Below are 20,859 nucleotides of genomic sequence, written 5' to 3'. Positions count from 1 at the left end.
TCGCTACGGAAAGTATCGGGGATGTGACCAGGATTACCGGATCGAGTGTACGGCTGCAGGCCGCCGGAATATTCCTGGACGAAACGTGCCGGAAACACACACTGTTCAGCGAACCCGGTAGTGGTAGCGGTGCGCGGTCCGGAAACCCAGCGCCGCGTAAAGCCGCCGCGCACCGGGATTGTCCGCTTCGACCTGCAGGAAGAGCCGCGAACCCGAGTCGGCCGACCACCGAGCGCCCGCCCGCAGGAGCGCGGTGGCCACCCCGCGCCGCCGCCAGTCCGGGTGCGTGGCCATCCCGTAGACCCCGCACCAGCCCGCCGACTCGGCGAACATCCCGACCCCGACCGGCGTCCCGCCGCGCACCGCGATCGCGAACCGCGCGGGCTGCGGCACCCGGTCCAGGCTCGGCTCCGGCGCACCGCCCACCGCTTCGACCGCAGCGAGCCAGGAGGGGCCGGGCCGCGGTTCGAGCCGCACGTCGAACTCCCCCGCGGCGCACGCGACGGACACCTGCTCGGCATCGGCGAACATGACCTCGGTGGGCGAGACCGGCCGATAGCCCCGCCCGGCGAGCGCCGCGTCCAGCTGGGCGTGCCGGTCCAGCGGGCTGACCTGGATGATCACCGCCGAGCCACGAGCCGCGTAGAACTCCTCCACCCGCTCGACGTCACCCGGGCTCCAGCCCTGCTCGGGCGGGAGCGCCGAGTTCGAGCGCTTGCGCCGGAGCAGCTCGCAGTGCCGCAGGAGCCAGCCGTCCGCCCGCTGCACCGTCGAAGCCGGCCAGGTGGCGGCCGCCGCCCGCTCGATCGCCGCGCTGAACGGGACCATCCCCACCACCCCATGCATATCATTCACACTTGTGGATATGCATCCAATCAGGTGGTGGTCAGGCCCCGCAACACCGTTCTCGCCCGATCACTCCGTGCGGAACGCCGGGTAGGGCTGCAGGTGCAGCGCACCGGCGCCGAAGCGGTCGACCAGCGCGTCGACCACCTGGTCGGCGAACTCCGCGACGTCGTCCAGCCCGGCCGACACCGCATCGGCCCGCAGGTGCCGCCAGCGGTCCACCAGCGCCGTGCTGCGGCGCGGCGAGGGCATGTGCATGTCGATGGGCCGGTCGGTCTCACCGGTGCGCGGCAGGAACCACCACGTCGAGACCCAGACCCACAGCAGCTGGGCGTCGAACAGCCGGGGCAGCAGCACGTCGTCGTCGTCCAGCTCCGGCCATACCTCGGCGATCTCCGAGCGCCAGGTGGACAACATGCTCTCGGCGAGGTTGTCCGGCAGCGCGTAGGAGCACCAGGACGACGGGAACGGGTACTGCAGGTACGCCGCGTCCATCGCGACGTCGCGCACGCAGCCCCACTCGAAGTCCAGGAACCGCACCCCGCTGCCGGTCACCAGGCTGTTGTCCGGGCAGATGTCCGACGGGCTGAAGGCCCGGTACCGGCTCGAGCGCAGCAGCTCGGTCGCGGAGCCGAGCCGCTCGACCATGCCCGGCGAGGTGTCCACGCCGAGGACCTGGCTGAGCAGCTCCGGCAGCTCGGAGGCCGAGCGCACGATGTCGTCGGCCACCGGGTCGGTCCACGACTTGGCGCCCAGGCGCCGCATCAGCGCGTCGAAGTCGGCCTCGCAGCCCGCGGTGGTGCTGTGCAGGCGGCCGAGCGCACGCGCCCACCCCAGCAGCGCGCGTTCGGCGACGCGGGAGTCGTCGGCGAACAGGACGTCGGCCAGGGTGGAACCGCGCCCGAGGTCCTCCAGCACCAGCAGGCGCTCGCCCGCGTCGTGCGCGATCAGCTCGGGGCCGACCCGCGCCTCGGGCGGCAGCGCCGTGGTGAGCTGGCAGCTCGCCGCTTCGTGCGCGAAGGGGTCCGAACGGGCCTCCTCCGGACACTCGCCGTAGTGCTTGACCACGACGGTCCTGGGCAGCTCGAAGGGCGACTCGGCGATCCGCACCCGCATGACTACCGAGCGGTCGCTACCGCCGAGATCCTCGGCATCGGCAAGCCGGACCGGTGCTCCGGTCCGCTTGCTCAGCACAGCTTCCGCGGTCCCGACGGTGTCTGTCGCCTCGGTTCTGACCGGGACGCGAACCTCCGGGGGGCCGGTGGTGATCTCCACGCTCATCGTCTCCAGACACTACCCCCACAACATGAACCCGAGCTGCCATAACCGGTCAAGTGACACACAACCGGTCAGCAGTCGTAATCGCAGCGTGTTCGCCGGTGGACAGCCGTCCGCCACTCCCGCGGCGGCCGATCGGCCCCGTGCGCACTACCCCTCGACTTGGACGGAGCTGCGAGCCGTCCAGGTTGCACAGGTCTCGGTTACAGCATTTCCCGGGTGGGCACGCCCTCGCCCGGGCGCGCCCGCTTGGCCCGCAGCAGGAGCACCGCCGTCGCGGCCACCACGATGCCGGTCAGGTTCACCGCGAGCTGGGCGATCGAACTGGCGCACTGCACCCAGTCGCCCAGCGTCGCCGCCACCACCGCGTACCCGGCGGCGGGCACCGTCGTGACCGAGATGAACACGCCGACCAGCACGGCCGACTTCGCCGAGGTCATCGAGAGCATCCCGGCCGCCCCGGCCAGCAACGACACGACCAGCGACGCCCAGCCGACCTGGTAGACGAACGACACCTCGCTGTCCGCGGGCAGCGAGGTGCTGCTGATCAGCCCGGTCCACTCACCGCCGAACGCGGCGGCCGCGGTGACCAGCATGGCCACCGGGAACCCGACGGCCAGCGCCAGCGCGGCCCGCCGGACCAGCAGCCAGCGCCGCGCCACCAGCCCGACCGCGATGGCGGCCAGCGGCCCGAACTCGGGCCCGACCACCATCGCGCCGACGATCGTCACCGGCGAGTCGGTGACCACCCCGACCGCGGCGAGCACGCAGGCCAGGCACAGGAACGCCAGGAACGTGCCGGTGAGCCGGGACTCCTCGCCGGTGCGGGCGATCAGCTCGTCCCACACCACCGCGTCGTCGGCGTCACCGGGCGCGGCGGCCTCGGCCCGCTCCGCGCGCGCCGACATCGTGGTGCCCGCATCGGTGATGGTCACCGCTCCGACCTCGGTCAGCTCCGAGGCCCGGATCGCGGCCAGCACGTCGTCGGCGGCCTCCCGTGCCAGGTCGACCTCGATCAGGTCGCCCACCGGTTCGAGCGCACCGCCGCGCACCAGCACGACGTGCGCCGCACCCGGGTGCTGCTGAATCCCGGCCAGCACCCGTTCGGTGTACTCGGCCGGGCAGATCACCCGCAGGTGCAGCACGCCGCGCCGCCGGTCAGCCCTGCTTCTCCACGATGCCGGGCGGGAACACCGAGATGCTCTCGTCGCCGACCTTGGCGGCCGGCTTGGCGTCGATGCCCGCTTCCTTGCGCTGCTCGATGGTGATCGGGGACGGCGCCGAGGTCAGCGGGTCGAACCCGCCGCCGCTCTTCGGGAACGCGATGACGTCGCGCAGCGAGTTCGCCCCGGCCAGCAGCATGCAGATCCGGTCCCAGCCGAAGGCGATGCCGCCGTGCGGCGGCGGGCCGAACTTGAACGCGTCGAGCAGGAAGCCGAACTTGTCCTGCGCCTGCTCCTGGGAGATGCCCAGCAGCTCGAACACCCGCTCCTGGACGTCGGAGCGGTGGATACGGATCGAGCCGCCGCCGATCTCGTTGCCGTTGCAGACGATGTCGTAGGCCCAGGCCAGCGCGTTGGCCGGGTCCTGCTCGAAGTTGTCCACCCAGTCGGCGTTCGGCGAGGTGAACGGGTGGTGCACCGCAGTCCAGCGGCCGCTGCCGACCGCCACGTCGTCGCTCTCGTCCACCGGCTCGAACATCGGGGCGTCGACGACCCACACGAACGACCAGGCGTCGTGGTCGATCAGGCCGCAGCGCTCACCGATCTCCAGCCGGGCCGCGCCGAGCAGGCCGCGGGCCGCCGAGCGCGGACCGGCGGCGAAGAACACGCAGTCGCCCGGGTTGGCGCCGACGGTCTTGGCCAGGCCTTCGCGCTCGCTCTCGGAGAGGTTCTTGGCCACCGGGCCGGACAGCGCGCCGTCCTCGCCGACGAGCACGTAGGCCAGGCCCTTGTGCCCGCGCTGCTTGGCCCACTCCTGCCAGGCGTCGAGCTGCCGCCGCGGCTGGCTCGCACCGCCCGGCATCACCACGGCACCGACGTAAGGGGCCTTGAACACCCGGAACGGGGTGTCCTTGAAGTACTCGGTCATCTCGGTGAGCTCGAGGCCGAAGCGCAGGTCCGGCTTGTCCGAGCCGTACTTGGCCATCGCCTCGGCGTAGGTCATCCGCGGGAACGGGCGCGGGATCTCGTGGCCGGCCACCTTGCCCCACAGCGCGGCCACGATCGCCTCGCCGAGCTCGATGACGTCGTCCTGCTCGACGAAGCTCATCTCGATGTCGAGCTGGGTGAACTCCGGCTGCCGGTCGGCGCGGAAGTCCTCGTCCCGGTAGCAGCGCGCGATCTGGTAGTAGCGCTCCAGCCCGCCGACCATCAGCAGCTGCTTGAACAGCTGCGGCGACTGCGGCAGCGCGTACCAGTTGCCGGGCTGCAGCCGGGCCGGGATCAGGAAGTCCCGCGCGCCCTCCGGCGTCGAACGGGTCATGGTCGGCGTCTCGACCTCGACGAAGTCGCGGTCGTGCAGGACCTCGCGCGCGATGCGGTTGATCTCGCTGCGCATCCGCATGGCCTTGGCCGGCTCGGCGCGGCGCAGGTCCAGGTAGCGGTGCTTGAGCCGCACCTCCTCGCCGACCTCCAGGTGCTCGTCCAGCGGGAACGGCAGCGGCGCGGACTCGGAGAGCACCACCAGCTCGGTGGCGGTCACCTCGATCTCGCCGGTCGGGATCTCCGAGTTCTCGTTGCCCTCCGGGCGGCGGGTCACCTCACCGGTGACCTGCACGCAGAACTCGGAGCGCAGCCGGTGGGCCCGCTCGGCCATCTCGCCCTCGCGGAAGACGACCTGGGCGACGCCCGAAGCGTCGCGCAGATCGATGAAGATGACCCCGCCGTGATCGCGACGGCGCGCCACCCACCCGGCGAGGGTGACGGTCTGCCCGGCATGACCGGCGCGCAGCGATCCGGTCTCGTGCGTGCGCATCACGGGTACTGAGCTCCTTCTTCCGCTGTTGCAGCGTTTCGACGGCATTGCTTCGGTGTCGCCAGCGCTGCCGGGCCGCAGCGCATGCGGGCTCAGCAGGCAGGACGCAGGCCTTCAAGGCTAGCCAACGAGCCCCGGTGCACGCCCGGCAGGTGCCGCGCGTCGATCCACCGCAGCGCAGCGTCACCGGCCCCGCCCGCCGATCACTGCCGGCGACCGCGGACCGGGGTGCGGTTCGTCGCGTTCGCCCGTTCGCCGCAGCGACACCAAATGGTCGATACCAATTTCGAGCCGCGTGCGTCACAATTCACTTGATTCGAAGCACGATCGACGATCGGGGCCGGCATTGTTCGGCGACCGCGAAGCACGGAGGACTTGAATACCACCTTAAGCCAGCCCTGTTCCGACTTTAGTTGGAGATGCCAACCGGAACTCGGTCGTTGCGGATCACAGATCCACTGATTAGCGTAAGTTCGGATTCGGCGGACACGAGGAGTAACGATGATCGGCCCGAAAACGGAGGCCCGCCCGACCGCGCAACCGACCGTCCGGACCGCGCAACCCGGGACGAACGCGCTGTCGGCCGAACTCGCCGAACTGCTGCGCACCGGGCCGTTCGAAGTCGCCCTGCGCACCGCGATCCGAGCCAGCCGCCTCAGCCTGGAGCGCATCCAGCACCGGCTGCGCGCCCGCGGCACGCCGGTCAGCATCACCGCGCTGAGTTACTGGCAGTCCGGCAGGCGCCGCCCGGAGCGCCCGGACTCCCTGCTCGCCCTCCAGCAGCTGGAACAGGTCCTGGGCGTGCCGGAGAACGCGCTGTCCGCGCTGCTCGGCCCGCCGCGGCCGCGCGGCCGCACCCGCCAGGCGCCCGCCGAGGCACCGCCGCTGAGCGCGCTGTGGTCGGAGAACGAGTCGGCCGCCGAGCTGCTCACCAAGATCGACACCAGCCACGACAGCAAGCTCGCCAGGCTCAGCCACCACGACGTGGTGCACGTCGACCAGCGCGGTGAGCTGCGCAAGATCCGCACCCGCAAGCTGGTCCGGGCCGAGACCAACGGCGTGGACCGCTGGGTGATCATGTTCGACGGCGCCTCCTCCGGGGAGACCCCGCCGATCATCCGGCCCATCCGGTCCTGCCGGCTCGGCCAGGTGCTCACCGATCACGCCCGCGACCTGGTGGTCGCCGAGCTGCTGTTCGACCGCGCGCTGGCCCGCGGCGAGACGCTGCTGCTGGAGTACGAGATCATCGACCCGCCGACCGGCCCGAACGAGGTCGAGCACAGCTTCTGCCGGTTGTTCCGGCTGCCGGTGCGGCAGTACGTGGCCGAGTTGCAGTTCGACCCGGCGCACCCGCCGACCCGCTGCGAGAGCTACGTCGGCGACTCCACCACGCAGGAGGTGGAACCCCCGAAACCGCTGACCGTGGACCGGTTCGGCCGCACCCACGCGGTGGCGCTGGACTTCGGGATGGGCGTTTTCGGCGTCCGGTGGCAGCCCGAGGACCAGCTGGGGTGCAGCTCGTCCTCCCGCACCACCACCCGATAGGTGGACCCGACAAAACGGTCACATACGCAGCGTAACTAAATATCCGACCGCTTCCGAACATCGGTTGAATCCGGCGCAAGATCGCCGATTTTTTAACCACCCGGAAACCGGCGATCAAGTTCCGAAACCGAAAAGCAATCGCCCTCGGCGCAATGCGCCAAACGCCAATCGAAAATGATGTGCATCTGCTTTAACCGGCCGATCCCGCTGCGGCGCAGTCGGCGGCACTCACAGCAGGCTGAGCTGACGCACCTCCTCCACCTCGGCGGCCGACTCCGCGGTGCCCGCGACATCGCGGAACTGCGGTGACCGCGGCGGCCGCACCCCGTGGCGCCGCTTGGCCTCCTCCACCAGCGCCAGCACCTCCCGCTGGTAGGACTTCGGCAGGTACGAGCCGTTGCCGTACAGCCGGGAGTACAGCGGCACCAGCCCGGGGTGCTCCCGCTGCAACCAGCCGCGGAACCACTCCCGCGCCCCCGGCCGCAGGTGCAGCAGCAGGGGCACGACCCGCTCGGCCCCGGCGCCGACCAGCTCCCGCACCGTGGCGTCGATCTGCTCGGGACCATCGCTGAGCCCGGGCAGGATCGGCGCCATCAGCACGGTGCACCCGATCCCGGCATCGGCGAACCGCCGCACCACGTCCAACCGCCGCCGCGGCGACGGCGCACCCGGCTCGACGGCCCGCCAGAGCCGCTCGTCCACCGAACCGATCGAGACCGCCACCGACACCGGCGCCACCTCGGCGGCCTGCACGATCAGATCGGCATCGCGCAGGATCAGCGTGCCCTTGGTCAGGATCGAGAACGGGTTGGCCCGGTCGCGCAACGCCGAGATGATCTCCGGCATCAACCGGTAGCGCCCCTCGGCCCGCTGGTAGGGGTCGGTGTTGGTGCCCATCGCGATCGGCTCGCCCGCCCAGCGCGGGTGGGCGAGCTCCTTGCGCAGCAGCGCTCCGGCGTTGACCTTGACCACGATCTTGCTGTCGAAGTCGTGCCCGGCGTCGAGGTCCAGGTAGGTGTGGGTCCGCCGCGCGAAGCAGTACCGGCAGGCGTGGCCGCACCCCCGGTACGGGTTGACCGTCCAGCCGAACGGCACACCGGACTCGCCCGGCACCCGGTTGATGATCGACTTCGCCTGCACCTCGATCGCGTAGGCCTCCTCGGTGCCCGCCTCGATGGGCACCGGATCCGGCAGCCGCAGACCACCGCGACCGCTCCCCCGCACCGGTTCGGGCAGGTCAAGCGGCAGCGCGGCCTCCGCCACCGGCGAACTGATTCGCTGTCGTTCCCATCGCACGATCCAATTCGAACACAGTTTCGACACCCTGTCGAGCGGCGTTCCCGCACATCAGCCGATCGTGGCCCGGCCCGCTCCCCGAGCGATCACCTGGTTCCCTCCGGGTAGCCCTGCTTCTCGCTCCACAGCTTGGGCCGGTTGCGGCCGGCGAACTCGTGCACGTACCCGCACTCGTCGCAGACCAGTCCCAGGGCGGACGTGTTCGCCCACGCCAGGCCGACGAGCTCGGCACCCGTCGAGTTGAGCTTGACCTCTCGAGTCCAGAACCAGGCGTGATCGCACACCAGGCACCGAAAGGCACGTCCCAGCACGGTGGCGAGCAACGGCTTCTTCTCGAACAAACCCATGAAGACGATCATCACAGCCCGGCGAGCCCGCCCGCAGCCGATCAGCGGTGAACGCGTCCGCCCGGCGCAGGCCGGTAGTCTCCGCGCATGCCCGCAGATGGTCCGACGATCCTCGCCACCTCCGGTGGTTTCCGGCGCTCCGCGCGGCTGCAGTGGGAAGTCGGGTCGCTGACGCGGTTCGCCGTCGATCTCGCCGGTGTCACCGGGCGGGCTCCGCGGGTCTGCTTCCTCGGGACGGCCTGCGGTGACGACGGCCGACTGATCTCGACCTTCTACGACAACGCGTGGCGGGAGGGCTGGACGGCCAGCCACCTCTCGCTGTTCCCGATGCCGAACGTCGCCGATCCGCACGAGCACCTGCTCGGCCAGGACGTCGTGTGGGTCTGGGGCGGGAGCGTCGCCGGGTTGCTGGCCATGTGGCGCCTGCACGGGCTCGACGCCGCTTTCCGCGCGGCCTGGCAGGCCGGTGTCGTCCTCACCGGCGTGTCGGCCGGTTCGATCTGCTGGCACGCCGGTGGCACCACCGACTCGTTCGGCCCCGAGCTGCGGCCGGTCACCGACGGTCTCGGCCTGCTCCCCTGGTCCAACGGCGTCCACTACGACAGCGAGCCCGGGCGACGACCGCTGTTCCACTCCCTCATCGCCGACGGCACCCTGCCTCCCGGCCACGCGACCGACGACGGTGCCGGACTGCTCTACCGCGGCACCGACCTGGTCGAAGCCCTCTCCGAGCGCGACGGCGCCGGTGCCTACAGGGTCGAACGGGCCGCGGACGGCACCGCTGCCGAGACCCGCCTGGACGCGCGCCGGATCTGACCGGGATCCCGCCGATCGTGTGGTCCGGGCACGGACGGTGCGCGCAACGACGCCGGTGGGCCTCTGCCGGGGAGGCCTTTCGGGGAGTCCGCATAATTGGCCGGTGACCGAGCGCCCTCCTGCTGCTGAGCCGCCCTCGCCCGGTGGGGGCCGCCGCGCACGCCACCGCCGTCCGGAGCCGCGGCCCAGCGCCGCGCCGCCCACCACCGGTCACGGTCATGGCCACGGCCACGGGCCGGCTGATCCGGCTTCGAAGCAGGTCAAGCGCGTGCTGGTCATCGCGCTCGTGCCGTTCGCGCTGGCCGCGATCATCGGCGTGCTGGTGCTGTACCCGTTCGGGCACGAGCAGCGCAGCGGTGCCGATCTCGGGTTCGGGCAGCACCCGGTGAACGGCGAGGTCGTCTCCGCCGTCGCCGGGCCGTGCTCCGAGGGCTCGCCGGGGCAGGACGACTGCGTGATCCTCGACGTGCGGATGCAGGACGGGCCGCGGCCCGGGGAGAACATCGAGCAGGTCGTGCCCACCGATCCGGGCAGTCCGCGGTTCGCCGTCGGCGACGAGGTCGTGCTCAGCTACTCCGGGGCCGACGCGCAGGAGCCGTCCTCATACCAGGTCGTCGACTTCCAGCGCGGCACGCCGCTGCTGGTGCTGGCGCTGGTGTTCGCCGCAGCGGTGCTCGTGCTCGGCAGGTGGCAGGGGCTGGCCGCGCTGGTCGCGCTCGGGTTGAGCTTGGTGGTGCTGGTCGGCTTCGTGCTGCCCGCCGTGCTGGCCGGGGAGGATCCGCTGCTGGTGGCCGTCGTCGGCGCCGGGCTGATCATGTTCATCGCGCTCTACCTCACCCACGGCTTCTCCGCGCGCACCTCCACCGCGGTGCTGGGCACCATGCTGAGCCTGGCGCTGATCGGGGCGCTGAGCTCGCTGTTCGCAGCAGCCACCAGCCTCACCGGGCTGGACGAGGACACCTCCAGCCTGATGGGCCTGCTCGGCGCGCCGATCGATGCGCGCGGGCTGCTGCTGGCCGGTGTGGTGATCGGCGCGCTGGGCGTGCTCGACGACGTCACCGTGACCCAGACCAGCGCGGTGTGGGAGCTGCGCAAGGCCAACCCGGCGCTGACCTGGCGGCAGCTGTACTCCTCCGGCCTGCAGATCGGCCGCGACCACGTGTCCTCAGCGGTGAACACGCTGGTCCTGGCCTACGCGGGCGCTGCGCTGCCGATGCTGATGGCCTACGCGCTGTCCGGGCGGAGCTTCGGCGAGATCGTGACCTCGCAGGCCGTGGCGCAGGAGGTGGTGCGGACCCTGGTGGGCAGCATCGGCCTGGTCGCGGCGGTCCCGATCACCACGGCGATCGCCGCCGCGGTGGCCGTCCGGGAACCCGCGGAGAGCACCCACCGGGCGTCGGTGGCCGACCGGGTCGGGCAGGCCGCGGCCACCAGCGCCGAATCGCCCACCGTGCGCCGTCGGCGCCGTCCCGGGGTGTGATCCCGGGACGGCGTTTCAGTCAGAGCCTGTCGGCGCCTCGTAAGCGGGTTCCGCCAAGCGACCACCCGAGCAGCGCAACCACCAACAAGCTCTCAGCGGCCGAGCTCCGCGACGAACTTCGACACCGCGTCGGGGTTGAGGCGCTGCGCCACGCGGCCCTGCGGGGCCGCCGACGCCAGCACGTACAGCGGACGCTGCGGGGCCGCGTCACCGCGGGCTTCCGCGCGCAGCTGCTCGACGATCAGCTGCGAGAGCACCAAGGCGCGGGTGTCGGCGTTGCTGGCCAGCGTGTCCGCCAGCCGCCGCAGCGCGTAGATGCCCAGCTCGCGGCCGCCGGTCCCGGCGTACATCGCCAGCGAGATGCTGATCGCCTTGCCCTTCGGGGGCCCGCCCACCAGCAGGTTCACCGTGCGCGCGCCGCGCACGTCGGTGATGAACAGTTCGAGCCGGTCGGCCTCCCGCAGCGACACCACCCGGGTGCCCAGCGCGCGGGCGATCACCTGGCCGTCGCGCAGCGACAGGGTCTTGCGGGATTCGACCAGGGCCAGCAGCAGCAGCGGGACCGCCACGATCGCCGCGGCGATGGCGAACCCCTGGCCACCCGCGAACAGGCCCACGATGCCGCCGAACGCGGCCGCCACGAGGACGGCCGCGATCATGATGTTGCGGGCCCTGGCCCGGACCGTCTTGCGGTCCAGGAGGTCGAGCGAGAGGGACTCGGCTTCGCTCATCTGGGCGACTCCACGGCCGCGCGCACCTCGTCCACCAGGTTCTCCAGCGCCACCGCGCGCTGCTCCCCGCTGGCCAGTTCCTTGAGCTGCGCGGTCCCGGATTCGATGTCGCGCTCGCCGAGCACCAGCGCGAACCGCGCACCGGAGCGGTCGGCGGCCTTCATCGCGCCCTTGAGGCCCTTGCCGCCGTAGGCGACGTCGACCCGGACACCGGCCGCCCGGAGGCCGCCCGCGGCCGCGACCAGCTTGCGCTTGGCCGTCTCGCCCATCGGCACGCAGTAGACGTCGCAGCGCGCCGGGTCGCCGACCGAGAGGCCCTCGGCGCGGCAGGCCAGCAGCGTGCGGTCCACGCCGAGGCCGAAGCCGACGCCGGACAGCTCCTGACCGCCGAGCTCGGCCATCAGGCCGTCGTAGCGGCCGCCGCCACCGATGCCGGACTGCGCGCCGAGCCCGTCGTGCACGAACTCGAAGGTCGTCTTCGTGTAGTAGTCCAGACCGCGCACCAGGCGCGGGTTCTCCGCGAACTGCACGCCCAGGTCGATCAGGTGCGCCTTGACCTGCTCGTAGTGCTCCTTGGACTCGGCCGAGAGGTGGTCGACCATCAGCGGCGCGTCGGCGACCATCTCCCGCACCTCGGGCCGCTTGTCGTCGAGCACCCGCAGCGGGTTGAGCTCGGCGCGGCGGCGGGTGTCCTCGTCCAGCGGCAGGCCGCTGAGGAACTCCTGCAGCTTGGCGCGGTAGGCCGGGCGGCAGGTGTTGTCGCCCAGCGAGGTGATCTCGATGCGGTGACCGGTCAGGCCCAGCCGCCGGTAGCCCTCGTCGGCGATCGCGATGATCTCGGCGTCCAGCGCCGGGTCGTCGACGCCGATCGCCTCGACGCCGAGCTGCTGCAGCTGCCGGTAGCGCCCGGCCTGCGGCCGCTCGTAGCGGAAGAACGCGCCGCTGTAGTACAGCTTCACCGGCAGCTGGCCGCGGTCCAGGCCGTGCTCGATGACCGCGCGGGTCACGCCCGCGGTGCCCTCCGGCCGCAGCGTCACCGACCGGCCGCCGCGGTCGGCGAAGGTGTACATCTCCTTGCTCACGACGTCGGTGGACTCGCCGACGCCGCGGGCGAACAGGGAGGTCTCCTCGAACAGCGGCAGCTCGATGTAGCCGTAGCCGGCGCGGCGGGCGGCGTCGGCCAGGGTGTCGCGGACCGCCAGGAAGTCGGCCGATTCCGGCGGGTAGTACTCGGGGATGCCCTTGGGTGCGTTGAACGTGCTCATGGGTGGGGGTTCTCAGTCCTCGTCAGGAGATGGCGTCGGAAGCGGGCAGGCCCTGCAGGAACGGGTTGCCCGCGCGCTCGCGCCCGATGGTGGTGGTCGGTCCGTGGCCCGGCAGCACGACGACGTCGTCGTCCAGCGGCAGCACCTCGGTGCTCAGCGACTCGAGCATCTGGCCGTGGTCACCGCCGGGCAGATCGGTGCGTCCGATGGCGCCCGCGAAGAGGGTGTCGCCGGACAGCAGCAGCTGCCCGCCCTCCTCGGTCTTGACGCCGAACAGCACCGACCCGCCGGTATGGCCCGGCGTGTGCGTGACCTCGAAGCGCAGCCCGGCCAGCTCCAGCACGTCGCCGCCGGCGATCTCGCGGACGTCGGTGGGCGCGTCCATCACCAGGCCGTCGCCGAACAGCTGCCGCCCGGCCGGGCCGAGCGCGGAGCCGGGATCGGTGAGCATGTGCCGGTCCGCCGGGTGGACGTGCGCCGGGATTCCGTGCTCGGCGCAGATCTCACCGGCGGAGAAGACGTGGTCGAAGTGGCCGTGGGTGAGCAGCACCGCGGCCGGGGTGAGCCGGCGCTCGGCCAGCTGGGCGCGCAGCGGCTCCGCGGCGTCCTGGCCGGGGTCCACCACGACGCAGGGTTCGCCCTCCCCGCGCGCGAGCACGTAGCAGTTCGCCTGCAGCGGTCCTACCGGGAACCCGAGGACAAGCACGAAGAGCGACCTTTCGTTGCGGCGACACCCGACGGCGCGGGTCGGCTGACCCCAGATTATCGTCCCGGCCGCGTGCGCCTCCCGCGTGCCGGGCGGGCGTTGCTCGTGGTCGCCCGGCCGAACCTGAGCGATTCGCCGCCGGGCTCTCAGGAAGTGCCGTGAGGGCACCCCATAAACTCCCCGGACAACATCATGTTCACCGAATCCGGGGAGGGAGCAGGTGCCCAGCAACGAGCAACGTCGCCAGGCGGCCAAGCGGAAGCTCGAACGCCAGCTGGAGCGGAGGGCCGTGCAGGCCAAGCGACGCCGGACGATCACCATCGGCGCGACGATCGTCGTGGTCATCGCGGTCGTGGTGGGCGTCTTCTACTTCACCCGCACCAGTGACGACACCGCCCAGCAGGAGATACCGCCGCAGGCGCAGCCGGAGATCCAGATCCCCACCGAGCTCGCGCCCGCGCCCAAGCGGCCGACGCCGCTGGCGGACCCGGTCTCCTGCGAGTACAAGCCCAACGGCGAGCCGGCCAGCAAGCCGGTGAACCCGCCGGCCAACGGCCAGGTGTCCTCGAACGGCACCGTGCAGGCGACCATCAACACCAACCAGGGCGCGATCCCGCTGACCCTGGACCGGTCGCTGGCGCCGTGCACCGTCAACAGCTTCGTCAGCCTGGCCCAGCAGGGCTTCTACGACGGCACCTCGTGCCACCGGATCGGCACCACCGGCCTGCAGATGCTGCAGTGCGGTGACCCGTCCGGCTCCGGCAGCGGCGGCCCGGGCTACGCCTTCGACGACGAGACCTTCCCCGAGCTGCAGTACGGGCGCGGCTACCTGGCGATGGCCAATTCCGGCCCGAACACCAACGGCAGCCAGTTCTTCATGGTCTTCGGCGAAGCACCGCTGTCCCCGGACTACACGGTGTTCGGCACGATCACCGAAGAAGGCCTGAAGGTCATCGACGACGTCGCCCGCGCCGGTGACGACGGCGCTTACGAGCCGTCGCCGGGCGGCGGCAAGCCGAACAAGCAGGTCAACTTCGAGAAGGTCGAGATCAAGGCCTGACCGGCTCGGATGCGATGAGGGCGCGGCCTCCGGGTCGCGCCCTTTCGCATGCTTCCTGGGCGTCGAGAGCGCGGTACCTGGTGATCCGCGGTGATGGTGCGGCCGGGTTGGGGTGGTGACGGGCTGTTGAGGGCGTGGCCGGGTTTGGGTTCAAAGCGGTAGGTGGTGCGGGGGTAGCGATTTCGCCTGAAATTGGCAGCGTTATCGACGAATCCCGCGGTGGCGAGGCCGCCAATTTCAAGCGAAATCGACGAAGCTCGGCACCACCGGGACGGCCGTGGGCGTGGTCAGGAGGGTGCGCGTCGCAGCGGGCGGGCCGAGACGGTCACGTGACCGGGCTGGTGGTGGCGACGGCGTCCAGAGGACTCAGGCGGCGGAGGTGACGCGGTAGACGTCGTAGACGCCTTCGATGTTGCGGACCGCCTTGAGGACGTGGCCCAGGTGCTTCGGGTCGCCCATCTCGAAGGAGAAGCGGCTGACCGCCACCCGGTCCTTCGAGGTCGTCACCGAGGCCGACAGGATGTTCACCCGCTCGTCGGCCAGCACCTTGGTGACGTCGGAGAGCAGGCGGTGCCGGTCCAGGGCCTCCACCTGGATCGCCACCAGGAACACCGAGGACGCCGACGGCGCCCAGTACACGTCGACCAGCCGCTCCGGCGTCCGGCGCAGGTCGTCGGCGTTGGTGCAGTCCGTGCGGTGCACGCTGACCCAGCCGCCGCGGGTCACGAAGCCCAGGATCTCGTCGCCGGGCACCGGCGTGCAGCAGCGCGCCAGCTTCGCCCACACGTCGCCGGCGTCCTTGACCACCACGCCCGAGTCGCCGCTGCTGCGGCGCTTGCCGCGCAGCGTCGACGGCGTCGACCGCTCCGCGATCTCGTCCGCCGCCTGCTCCGGGCCGCCGATGAACGCCACCAGCCGCTGCACCAGGTGCTGCGCGGAGAGCTGCTTCTCCCCCACCGCCGCGTACAGCGCCGTGACGTCGACGTAGTGCAGCTCGCGGGCCACGGCGCCGAGGGTCTCCGCGGAGACCAGGCGCTGGACCGGCAGGCCGAGGCGGCGGATCTCCTTGGCGATCAGCTCCTTGCCGGACTCGATCGCCTCTTCCCGGCGCTCCTTGGCGAACCACTGCTTGATCTTGGCCTTGGCCCGCGGCGAGGCCACGAAGGACAGCCAGTCCCGGCTCGGGCCCGAGCCCTCCGCCTTGGAGGTGAAGATCTCGACGACCTCGCCGTTCTCCAGCTTGCGCTCCAGGGCCACCAGCCGGCCGTTGACGCGCGCGCCGATGCAGCGGTGCCCGACCTCGGTGTGCACCGCGTAGGCGAAGTCCACCGGCGTCGAGCCCGACGGCAGCGTGATCACGTCGCCCTTGGGCGTGAAGACGAAGATCTCCCTGGTCGCCAGGTCGTAGCGCAGCGACTCCAGGAACTCGCCCGGATCGGCGGCCTCCCGCTGCCAGTCGAGCAGCTGCCGCATCCACGCCATCTCGTCGACCTCGACGGCCGCCTGGCCGCCGCTGCCGTTGCGGCCCTTGGCCTCCTTGTACCGCCAGTGCGCCGCGATGCCGTACTCGGCGGTGCGGTGCATCTCGTGGGTGCGGATCTGCACCTCCAGCGGCTTGCCCTCGGGGCCGATCACCGTGGTGTGCAGCGACTGGTACACGCCGAAGCGGGGCTGGGCGATGTAGTCCTTGAACCGGCCCGGCATCGGCTGCCACAGCGCGTGCACCACGCCCATCGCCGCGTAGCAGTCGCGGACCTCGTCGACCAGTATCCGCACGCCCACCAGGTCGTGGATGTCGTCGAAGTCGCGACCGCGGACGATCATCTTCTGGTGGATCGAGTAGTAGTGCTTCGGGCGGCCCTCGACCTTCGCGGCCAGCCGGGCGGTGTCGAGCTGGTGCGACAGCTCGTCGATCACGGTGCGCAGGTAGGTGTCGCGGGAGGGCGCGCGGTTGGCGACCAGGCGCACGATCTCGTCGTACTTCTTCGGCTGCAGGATGGCGAAGGCCAGGTCCTCCAGCTCCCACTTGATCGTCGCCATGCCCAGCCGGTGGGCCAGCGGGGCGAGCACCTCGAGGGTCTCGCGGGCCTTGCGGGCCTGCTTCTCCGGCGGCAGGAAGCGCATGGTGCGCATGTTGTGCAGCCGGTCGGAGAGCTTGATCACCAGCACTCGCGGGTCGCGGGCCATCGCGATGATCATCTTGCGGATGGTCTCGGCCTCCGCCGCCGCGCCCAGCTTGACCTTGTCCAGCTTGGTGACGCCGTCGACCAGGTGCGCGACCTCGTCGCCGAAGTCGGCGGCGAGCTTGTCCAGCGAGTAGTCGGTGTCCTCGACGGTGTCGTGCAGCAGGCCCGCCACCAGCGTGGTGGTGTCCATGCCCAGCTCGGCGAGGATGGTGGCGACCGCCAGCGGGTGCGTGATGTACGGATCGCCGGACTTGCGCTTCTGGGTGCGGTGCTTGGCCTCGGCCACGTCGTAGGCCCGCTGCAGCAGCCCGAGGTCGGCCTGCGGGTGCAGCTCGCGGTGCACGGTGGCCAGCGGTTCCAGCACCTGCTTGACCTGGGCGGCGCGCTGCGCGGTGATCTTCCGCGCCAGCCTGGCGCGGACGCGGCGGGTGGCCGACGCCGGTCGCGGCTCGGCAACCGGCTCGGCTGCCGACGCAGGAGATTCGACGTGTTGGCTCACCGCACGCTCCCGGGATCAGGTGTTGCATTCCCAGGTCCGGGGACCCGGACACTGAGAATAACGCCATCGGGGCTACGCACCTTCCCTGGTGCGGTTGTGATACGCCCAGCGGTCACCTGGTGCAGTCGATCGACCGGGCGACTTCACCCCGGCTGATCACCAGATCAGGTGACCGTGGCGCGATTTTCAGCGAAAACGGCGCGCCGGTTTGCCCTCGGAGTTGCGAGTCCCCCACCGCCTCGGGTGTCGGGTCAGGCTTGCAGGAGAGCCCGGACTTCCTCACCCATGAGCTTGTCGCGGCCCTCCAGCGCGGTGAGCTCCAGCACCACCGCGGCGGCCGCGACCTCCGCGCCCGCCTGCCGCACCAGCCGGCAGGCCGCGCCGAGCGTGCCGCCGGTGGCGAGCACGTCGTCCACGATCAGCACGCGCTGCCCCGGCCGGAGCGTGTCCGCGGGCAGTTCCAGGGTGGCCCGGCCGTACTCCAGCGCGTAGTCCACGCGGTCGGCGACGACCGGCAGCTTGCCGGGCTTGCGCAGCCCGATCACACCGGTGCCGAAGGCCTGCGCGACCGCCGCTCCCACCAGGAACCCGCGCGCCTCCACCCCGGCGACCACGTCGAACTCGCAGTCCCGGCCCAGCGCCGAGACCACCGACCGCAGCCCGGCGCCGTCGGCCAGCATCGGGCTGATGTCGCGGAACAGCACGCCCGGCTCCGGGAAGTCGGGCACCTCGCGGATCAGCGCGGCAGCGCGCCGCAGGTCCAGGTCGGACTCGTCGGTGACCTGGACCGCCACCTGCTCCGTCATCGGCGCCGCTTCCCGGTGGGACGACCGGACTTGCCCGCCGGGCGGCTCGGCCGCCGGGAAGCGCCCGCACCGGCCGAGACGGCCTGCTTGGGGGCTTCCTCCGGCACGTCCTCGCCGGCGGCCTTGGCCGCGGCGCGCTCGCGGCGCTGCCGCACCTTGACCTCGTGCTCGCGGTACTTCGGCTCGCGCATCTTGAGGTCCACCAGCAGCGGCGAGGCCAGGAAGATCGACGAGATGACACCGGCGGTCATGCCGATCAGCTGGACCAGCGCCAGGTCGCGCAGCATGCCGACGCCGAGCATCCCGGCGCCGACCACCAGCAGCCCGGCCACCGGCAGCAGCGCGATGACCGAGGTGTTGATGGAGCGCATCAGCGTCTGGTTGACCGCCAGGTTCGCCGCCTCCGGGTAGGTGCGGCGGGTCAGCCCGAGCAGACCGCGGGTGTTCTCCTTGACCTTGTCGAAGACCACCACGGTGTCGTAGAGCGAGAAGCCGAGGATGGTCAGCAGACCGATCACCGTGCTGGGCGTGACCTCGAAGCCGATCAGCGAGTAGATGCCCGCCGTGACCACGACGTCGTGCAGCAGCGCGACCAGCGCCGCCACCGCCATCCACTTCTCGAAGTAGAACGCCAGGAACGCGGTGACCAGCACCAGGAACACGCCGAGCGCGATCAGCGCCTGCTGGGTGATCTCACCGCCCCAGGTGCCGCTGACGGCGCTGTCGCTGATCACCTGCTCGCTCGGCTGCCCCTGGGCGTCCAGCGGCTGGAGCTGGGTGAACAGCGTCTGCTTGACCGCGCCGACCTCGTCGACGTCGAGCGCCTCGGTGCGGATCTGGATGGACTGGTTCGCGCCGGTGCCGACGATCTGCACCGTCTCCGCCGGGCGCCCCACCGCTTCCCGGAACGCGTCCTGCACCTGGCCGTCGGTGATCGGGCCCTGCGCGCCGACCGCGGGCATCTGCAGCTTCGTGCCGCCCTCGAAGTCGATGCCGAGGTTGAAGCCCTTGAACCCGATCGAGCCGATGCAGACCAGCACCAGCAGGCCCAGCGAGACGTACCACCGGGCGCGCTTGCCGACGATGTCGAAGGCGCCGGTCCCGACGTAGAGGCGGTGGAAGACGCTCTCGCGGCGGCGGGTGCCTTCGGTACCTGGAGTCGTCACCTTCACGCCTCCTTGGCGGTGGTCGCGGCCTTGCGGGCAGCCCGGTTCTGATTACCGACGCGCTGCACCGCTCCCAGGCCGGAGACCGAGGGCTTGGACAGGAACTTGCTCTTGGAGGCCAGCGCCACCAGCGGGTGGGTGACCAGGAAGACCACCACGAGGTCCAGCACGGTGGACATGCCCAGGGTGAACGCGAAGCCCTTCACCTGGCCGACGGCCAGCACGTAGAGCACCGCGGCGGCCAGGAAGCTGACCGCGTCGGCGGACAGGATCGTGCGCCGCGCCCGCGTCCAGGCCCGCGGCACGGACGACCGGAACGTGCGGCCCTCGCGGATCTCGTCCTTGAGGCGTTCGAAGAACACGATGAACGAGTCCGCGGTGATGCCGATGGCGATGATGAAACCGGCGACACCGGCCAGGTCGAGGGTGAAGCCGACCCAGCGGCCCAGCAGGACCAGCACGCCGTAGACCACGCCGCCGGAGAGCACCAGCGACAGGATCGTCAGGATGCCCAGCAGCCGGTAGTAGAGCAGGCAGTACACCGCGACCAGCAGCAGGCCGATGCCACCGGCGAACAGGCCTGCCTCCAGGGAGGCCACGCCGAGCGTCGCGGAGACCGTCTCGGCCTCGGACTGGTCGAAGGCCAGCGGCAGCGAACCGTACTTGAGGATGTCGGCCAGGTCGGTCGCGCTCTGCTGGTTGAACTGGCCGGTGATCTGCGCGTTGCCGCCGAGCAGCGCGGCCTGGATCGTCGGTGCCGAGACCACCTCGCTGTCCAGCACGAACGCGGCCTGCTGGCCGACGTTGGCGGAGGTGAAGTCGGCCCAGATCTTGGCGCCCTCGCTCTTGAAGTCCAGCGAGACCGTCCAGCCCGGGTTCTGCTGGTTCGGCGGCACCGCCTGCGCGGTGGCGACCTCGCGGCCGGGCAGGAACACCGGCTCCAGGACGTACTTGAACTCGCCCTCGCGGTCGCAGGTGACCAGCGGCAGCTTCGGGTCGTCGTTGCCGCGCAGCGGGTCGTCGACCGAGCAGTTCAGCGCCTGCAACGCCTGCATCTGCACGTTCGGGTCGGTGCTCTGCCGGGTGCGCTTGGCCTCGTCGATCTCGCGCTGCTGGTCACCGGGCTGCTGCTGGTGCGCGGCCTGCGGCGTGGTGCCCGCGGGCGGCGTCTGCGCGGGCAGCGCGCTGGTGACCTTGCGGAAGTTCAGCTCCGCGGTCTGCCCGAGCTGCTTGGCGTCCTCGCCGTCCTCGCCGGGCACCGTGATGACCAGGTTGCTGCCGTCGCGGGTGACCTCGGAACCGCTGACGCCCATGCCGTTGACGCGGGTCTCGATGATCTGCCGCGCCTGGTTGAGGGCTTCGTTGGTGGGCGGCTGGCCGTCCAGGGTGCGCGCGGTGAGCGTCACCCGGGTGCCGCCCTGGAGGTCGATCCCGAGCTTCGGATAGGGCTTGCCGTCGCCGGTGAAGAACACCAGCGAGTACAACGCGGCCACGATCAAGGTGAAGATCGCGAGATAACGCCCTGGGCGGATCTGCCCGGCCGGAGGTGCCACGGCGTTCGTTCTCCTGTCCGGTATCGAAGCGGTGCACTGGTCGTGTTGCGCAGGCGCGCACCCGGCGAAACCTCGGCCGCTCTCTCGCGGCGGGACAGCGATCGTCCCCCGAGAGAACGTCTGAGAACCCGCGGGTGTTCGGGTGCCCGGTGGGGACACCACCGTGTCAGTCTGACAGGCCCGGCGCGGGCGTCACCGCACCGGGTGGCGACAGTGCGTCGATCAGCGATCACGCACGGACGCGGGCCCGGAAGCGCTCCTCCGTGCCCGCGTCGCTACCTGGTGGGCGACGGCCCGCCGCGC

Annotated in this window: 17 protein-coding genes; 4 read left to right on the top strand and 13 right to left on the bottom strand. The window is 71.2% G+C overall.

Features of this window, described 5'->3' with window-relative positions; all coding sequences use genetic code 11:
- Positions 1–105: 105 nt before the first annotated feature.
- From OU416_RS23050 to aspS, 4 genes are all read right to left on the bottom strand, one after another.
- Positions 106–828: a GNAT family N-acetyltransferase gene (locus tag OU416_RS23050; protein ID WP_270929088.1), complete on the bottom strand. Its 723-nt coding sequence runs from the start codon at positions 826–828 to the stop codon at positions 106–108.
- 87 nt (positions 829–915) lie between these two features.
- Positions 916–2,121 carry a hypothetical protein gene (locus tag OU416_RS23045; protein ID WP_372907282.1) on the bottom strand — a complete coding sequence of 402 codons (1,206 nt, stop codon included), beginning with the start codon at positions 2,119–2,121 and terminating at the stop codon, positions 916–918.
- 206 nt (positions 2,122–2,327) lie between these two features.
- Positions 2,328–3,269: a DUF389 domain-containing protein gene (locus tag OU416_RS23040; protein ID WP_270929086.1), complete on the bottom strand. Its 942-nt coding sequence runs from the start codon at positions 3,267–3,269 to the stop codon at positions 2,328–2,330.
- A 13-nt stretch (positions 3,270–3,282) separates the two neighbouring features.
- Positions 3,283–5,103: an aspartate--tRNA ligase gene (gene aspS / locus OU416_RS23035; protein WP_270929085.1), complete on the bottom strand. Its 1,821-nt coding sequence runs from the start codon at positions 5,101–5,103 to the stop codon at positions 3,283–3,285.
- Positions 5,104–5,601: 498 nt separating this feature from the next.
- Between aspS and OU416_RS23030 the strand changes: the two genes are divergently transcribed.
- Complete coding sequence (locus OU416_RS23030) at positions 5,602–6,645, top strand: hypothetical protein (RefSeq protein WP_093345682.1); 1,044 nt, start codon at positions 5,602–5,604, stop codon at positions 6,643–6,645.
- A gap of 228 nt (positions 6,646–6,873) precedes the next feature.
- On the opposite strand, the gene OU416_RS23025 is transcribed toward OU416_RS23030, so the two are convergent.
- Positions 6,874–7,941 (bottom strand): Rv2578c family radical SAM protein, encoded by a 1,068-nt coding sequence (locus OU416_RS23025; RefSeq protein WP_270929084.1) that lies wholly within the window; start codon positions 7,939–7,941, stop codon positions 6,874–6,876.
- Between the two features lie 86 nt (positions 7,942–8,027).
- Positions 8,028–8,288, bottom strand: a complete 261-nt coding sequence (locus OU416_RS23020) for a hypothetical protein (RefSeq protein WP_270929083.1) — start codon at positions 8,286–8,288, stop codon at positions 8,028–8,030.
- Positions 8,289–8,375: 87 nt separating this feature from the next.
- Here OU416_RS23020 and OU416_RS23015 point away from each other — a divergent pair, with 87 nt between their 5' ends.
- Positions 8,376–9,104 (top strand): Type 1 glutamine amidotransferase-like domain-containing protein, encoded by a 729-nt coding sequence (locus tag OU416_RS23015; protein WP_270929082.1) that lies wholly within the window; start codon positions 8,376–8,378, stop codon positions 9,102–9,104.
- 103 nt (positions 9,105–9,207) lie between these two features.
- On the top strand, positions 9,208–10,584 hold the full coding sequence (locus OU416_RS23010; RefSeq protein ID WP_270929081.1) for a YibE/F family protein: 1,377 nt from the start codon (positions 9,208–9,210) through the stop codon (positions 10,582–10,584).
- A 92-nt stretch (positions 10,585–10,676) separates the two neighbouring features.
- Here the strand turns inward: OU416_RS23010 and OU416_RS23005 are convergent, their stop codons facing one another.
- Genes OU416_RS23005 through OU416_RS22995 form a run of 3 tightly spaced genes read right to left on the bottom strand, consistent with a single transcriptional unit; the run spans position 10,677 to position 13,286 of the window.
- Complete coding sequence (locus OU416_RS23005; RefSeq protein WP_270929080.1) at positions 10,677–11,315, bottom strand: hypothetical protein; 639 nt, start codon at positions 11,313–11,315, stop codon at positions 10,677–10,679.
- Positions 11,312–12,580 (bottom strand): histidine--tRNA ligase, encoded by a 1,269-nt coding sequence (hisS, locus tag OU416_RS23000; protein WP_270929079.1) that lies wholly within the window; start codon positions 12,578–12,580, stop codon positions 11,312–11,314. The genes OU416_RS23005 and hisS overlap by 4 nt, the downstream gene beginning before the upstream one ends.
- Positions 12,581–12,602: 22 nt before the next feature.
- Entirely contained in the window at positions 12,603–13,286 is a 684-nt protein-coding gene (locus OU416_RS22995) for an MBL fold metallo-hydrolase (RefSeq protein WP_270929078.1), read from the bottom strand.
- Positions 13,287–13,506: 220 nt separating this feature from the next.
- Here OU416_RS22995 and OU416_RS22990 point away from each other — a divergent pair, with 220 nt between their 5' ends.
- Positions 13,507–14,346, top strand: a complete 840-nt coding sequence (locus OU416_RS22990) for a peptidylprolyl isomerase (protein WP_270929077.1) — start codon at positions 13,507–13,509, stop codon at positions 14,344–14,346.
- A 366-nt stretch (positions 14,347–14,712) separates the two neighbouring features.
- On the opposite strand, the gene OU416_RS22985 is transcribed toward OU416_RS22990, so the two are convergent.
- From OU416_RS22985 to secD, 4 genes are all read right to left on the bottom strand, one after another.
- Positions 14,713–17,031, bottom strand: a complete 2,319-nt coding sequence (locus OU416_RS22985) for a RelA/SpoT family protein (protein WP_270929076.1) — start codon at positions 17,029–17,031, stop codon at positions 14,713–14,715.
- Positions 17,032–17,282: 251 nt separating this feature from the next.
- Positions 17,283–17,837: an adenine phosphoribosyltransferase gene (locus OU416_RS22980; protein ID WP_270929075.1), complete on the bottom strand. Its 555-nt coding sequence runs from the start codon at positions 17,835–17,837 to the stop codon at positions 17,283–17,285.
- Positions 17,834–19,009 (bottom strand): protein translocase subunit SecF, encoded by a 1,176-nt coding sequence (secF, locus tag OU416_RS22975; protein ID WP_270929074.1) that lies wholly within the window; start codon positions 19,007–19,009, stop codon positions 17,834–17,836. Before secF ends, OU416_RS22980 begins: the two co-directional genes overlap by 4 nt.
- The gene (gene secD, locus OU416_RS22970) at positions 19,006–20,556 is read right to left on the bottom strand and encodes a protein translocase subunit SecD (protein WP_270929073.1); all 1,551 of its coding nucleotides are present in this window, start codon (positions 20,554–20,556) and stop codon (positions 19,006–19,008) included. The genes secF and secD overlap by 4 nt, the downstream gene beginning before the upstream one ends.
- Between the last annotated feature and the right edge of the window lie 303 nt (positions 20,557–20,859).

Origin of the sequence: Saccharopolyspora indica (assembly GCF_027853965.1) — a bacterium.
Classification (GTDB): Bacteria; Actinomycetota; Actinomycetes; order Mycobacteriales; family Pseudonocardiaceae; genus Saccharopolyspora; species Saccharopolyspora indica.
The sequence above is the reverse complement of the archived record's forward strand: the minus strand, read 5'-3'. Positions and strand labels throughout refer to the sequence as shown.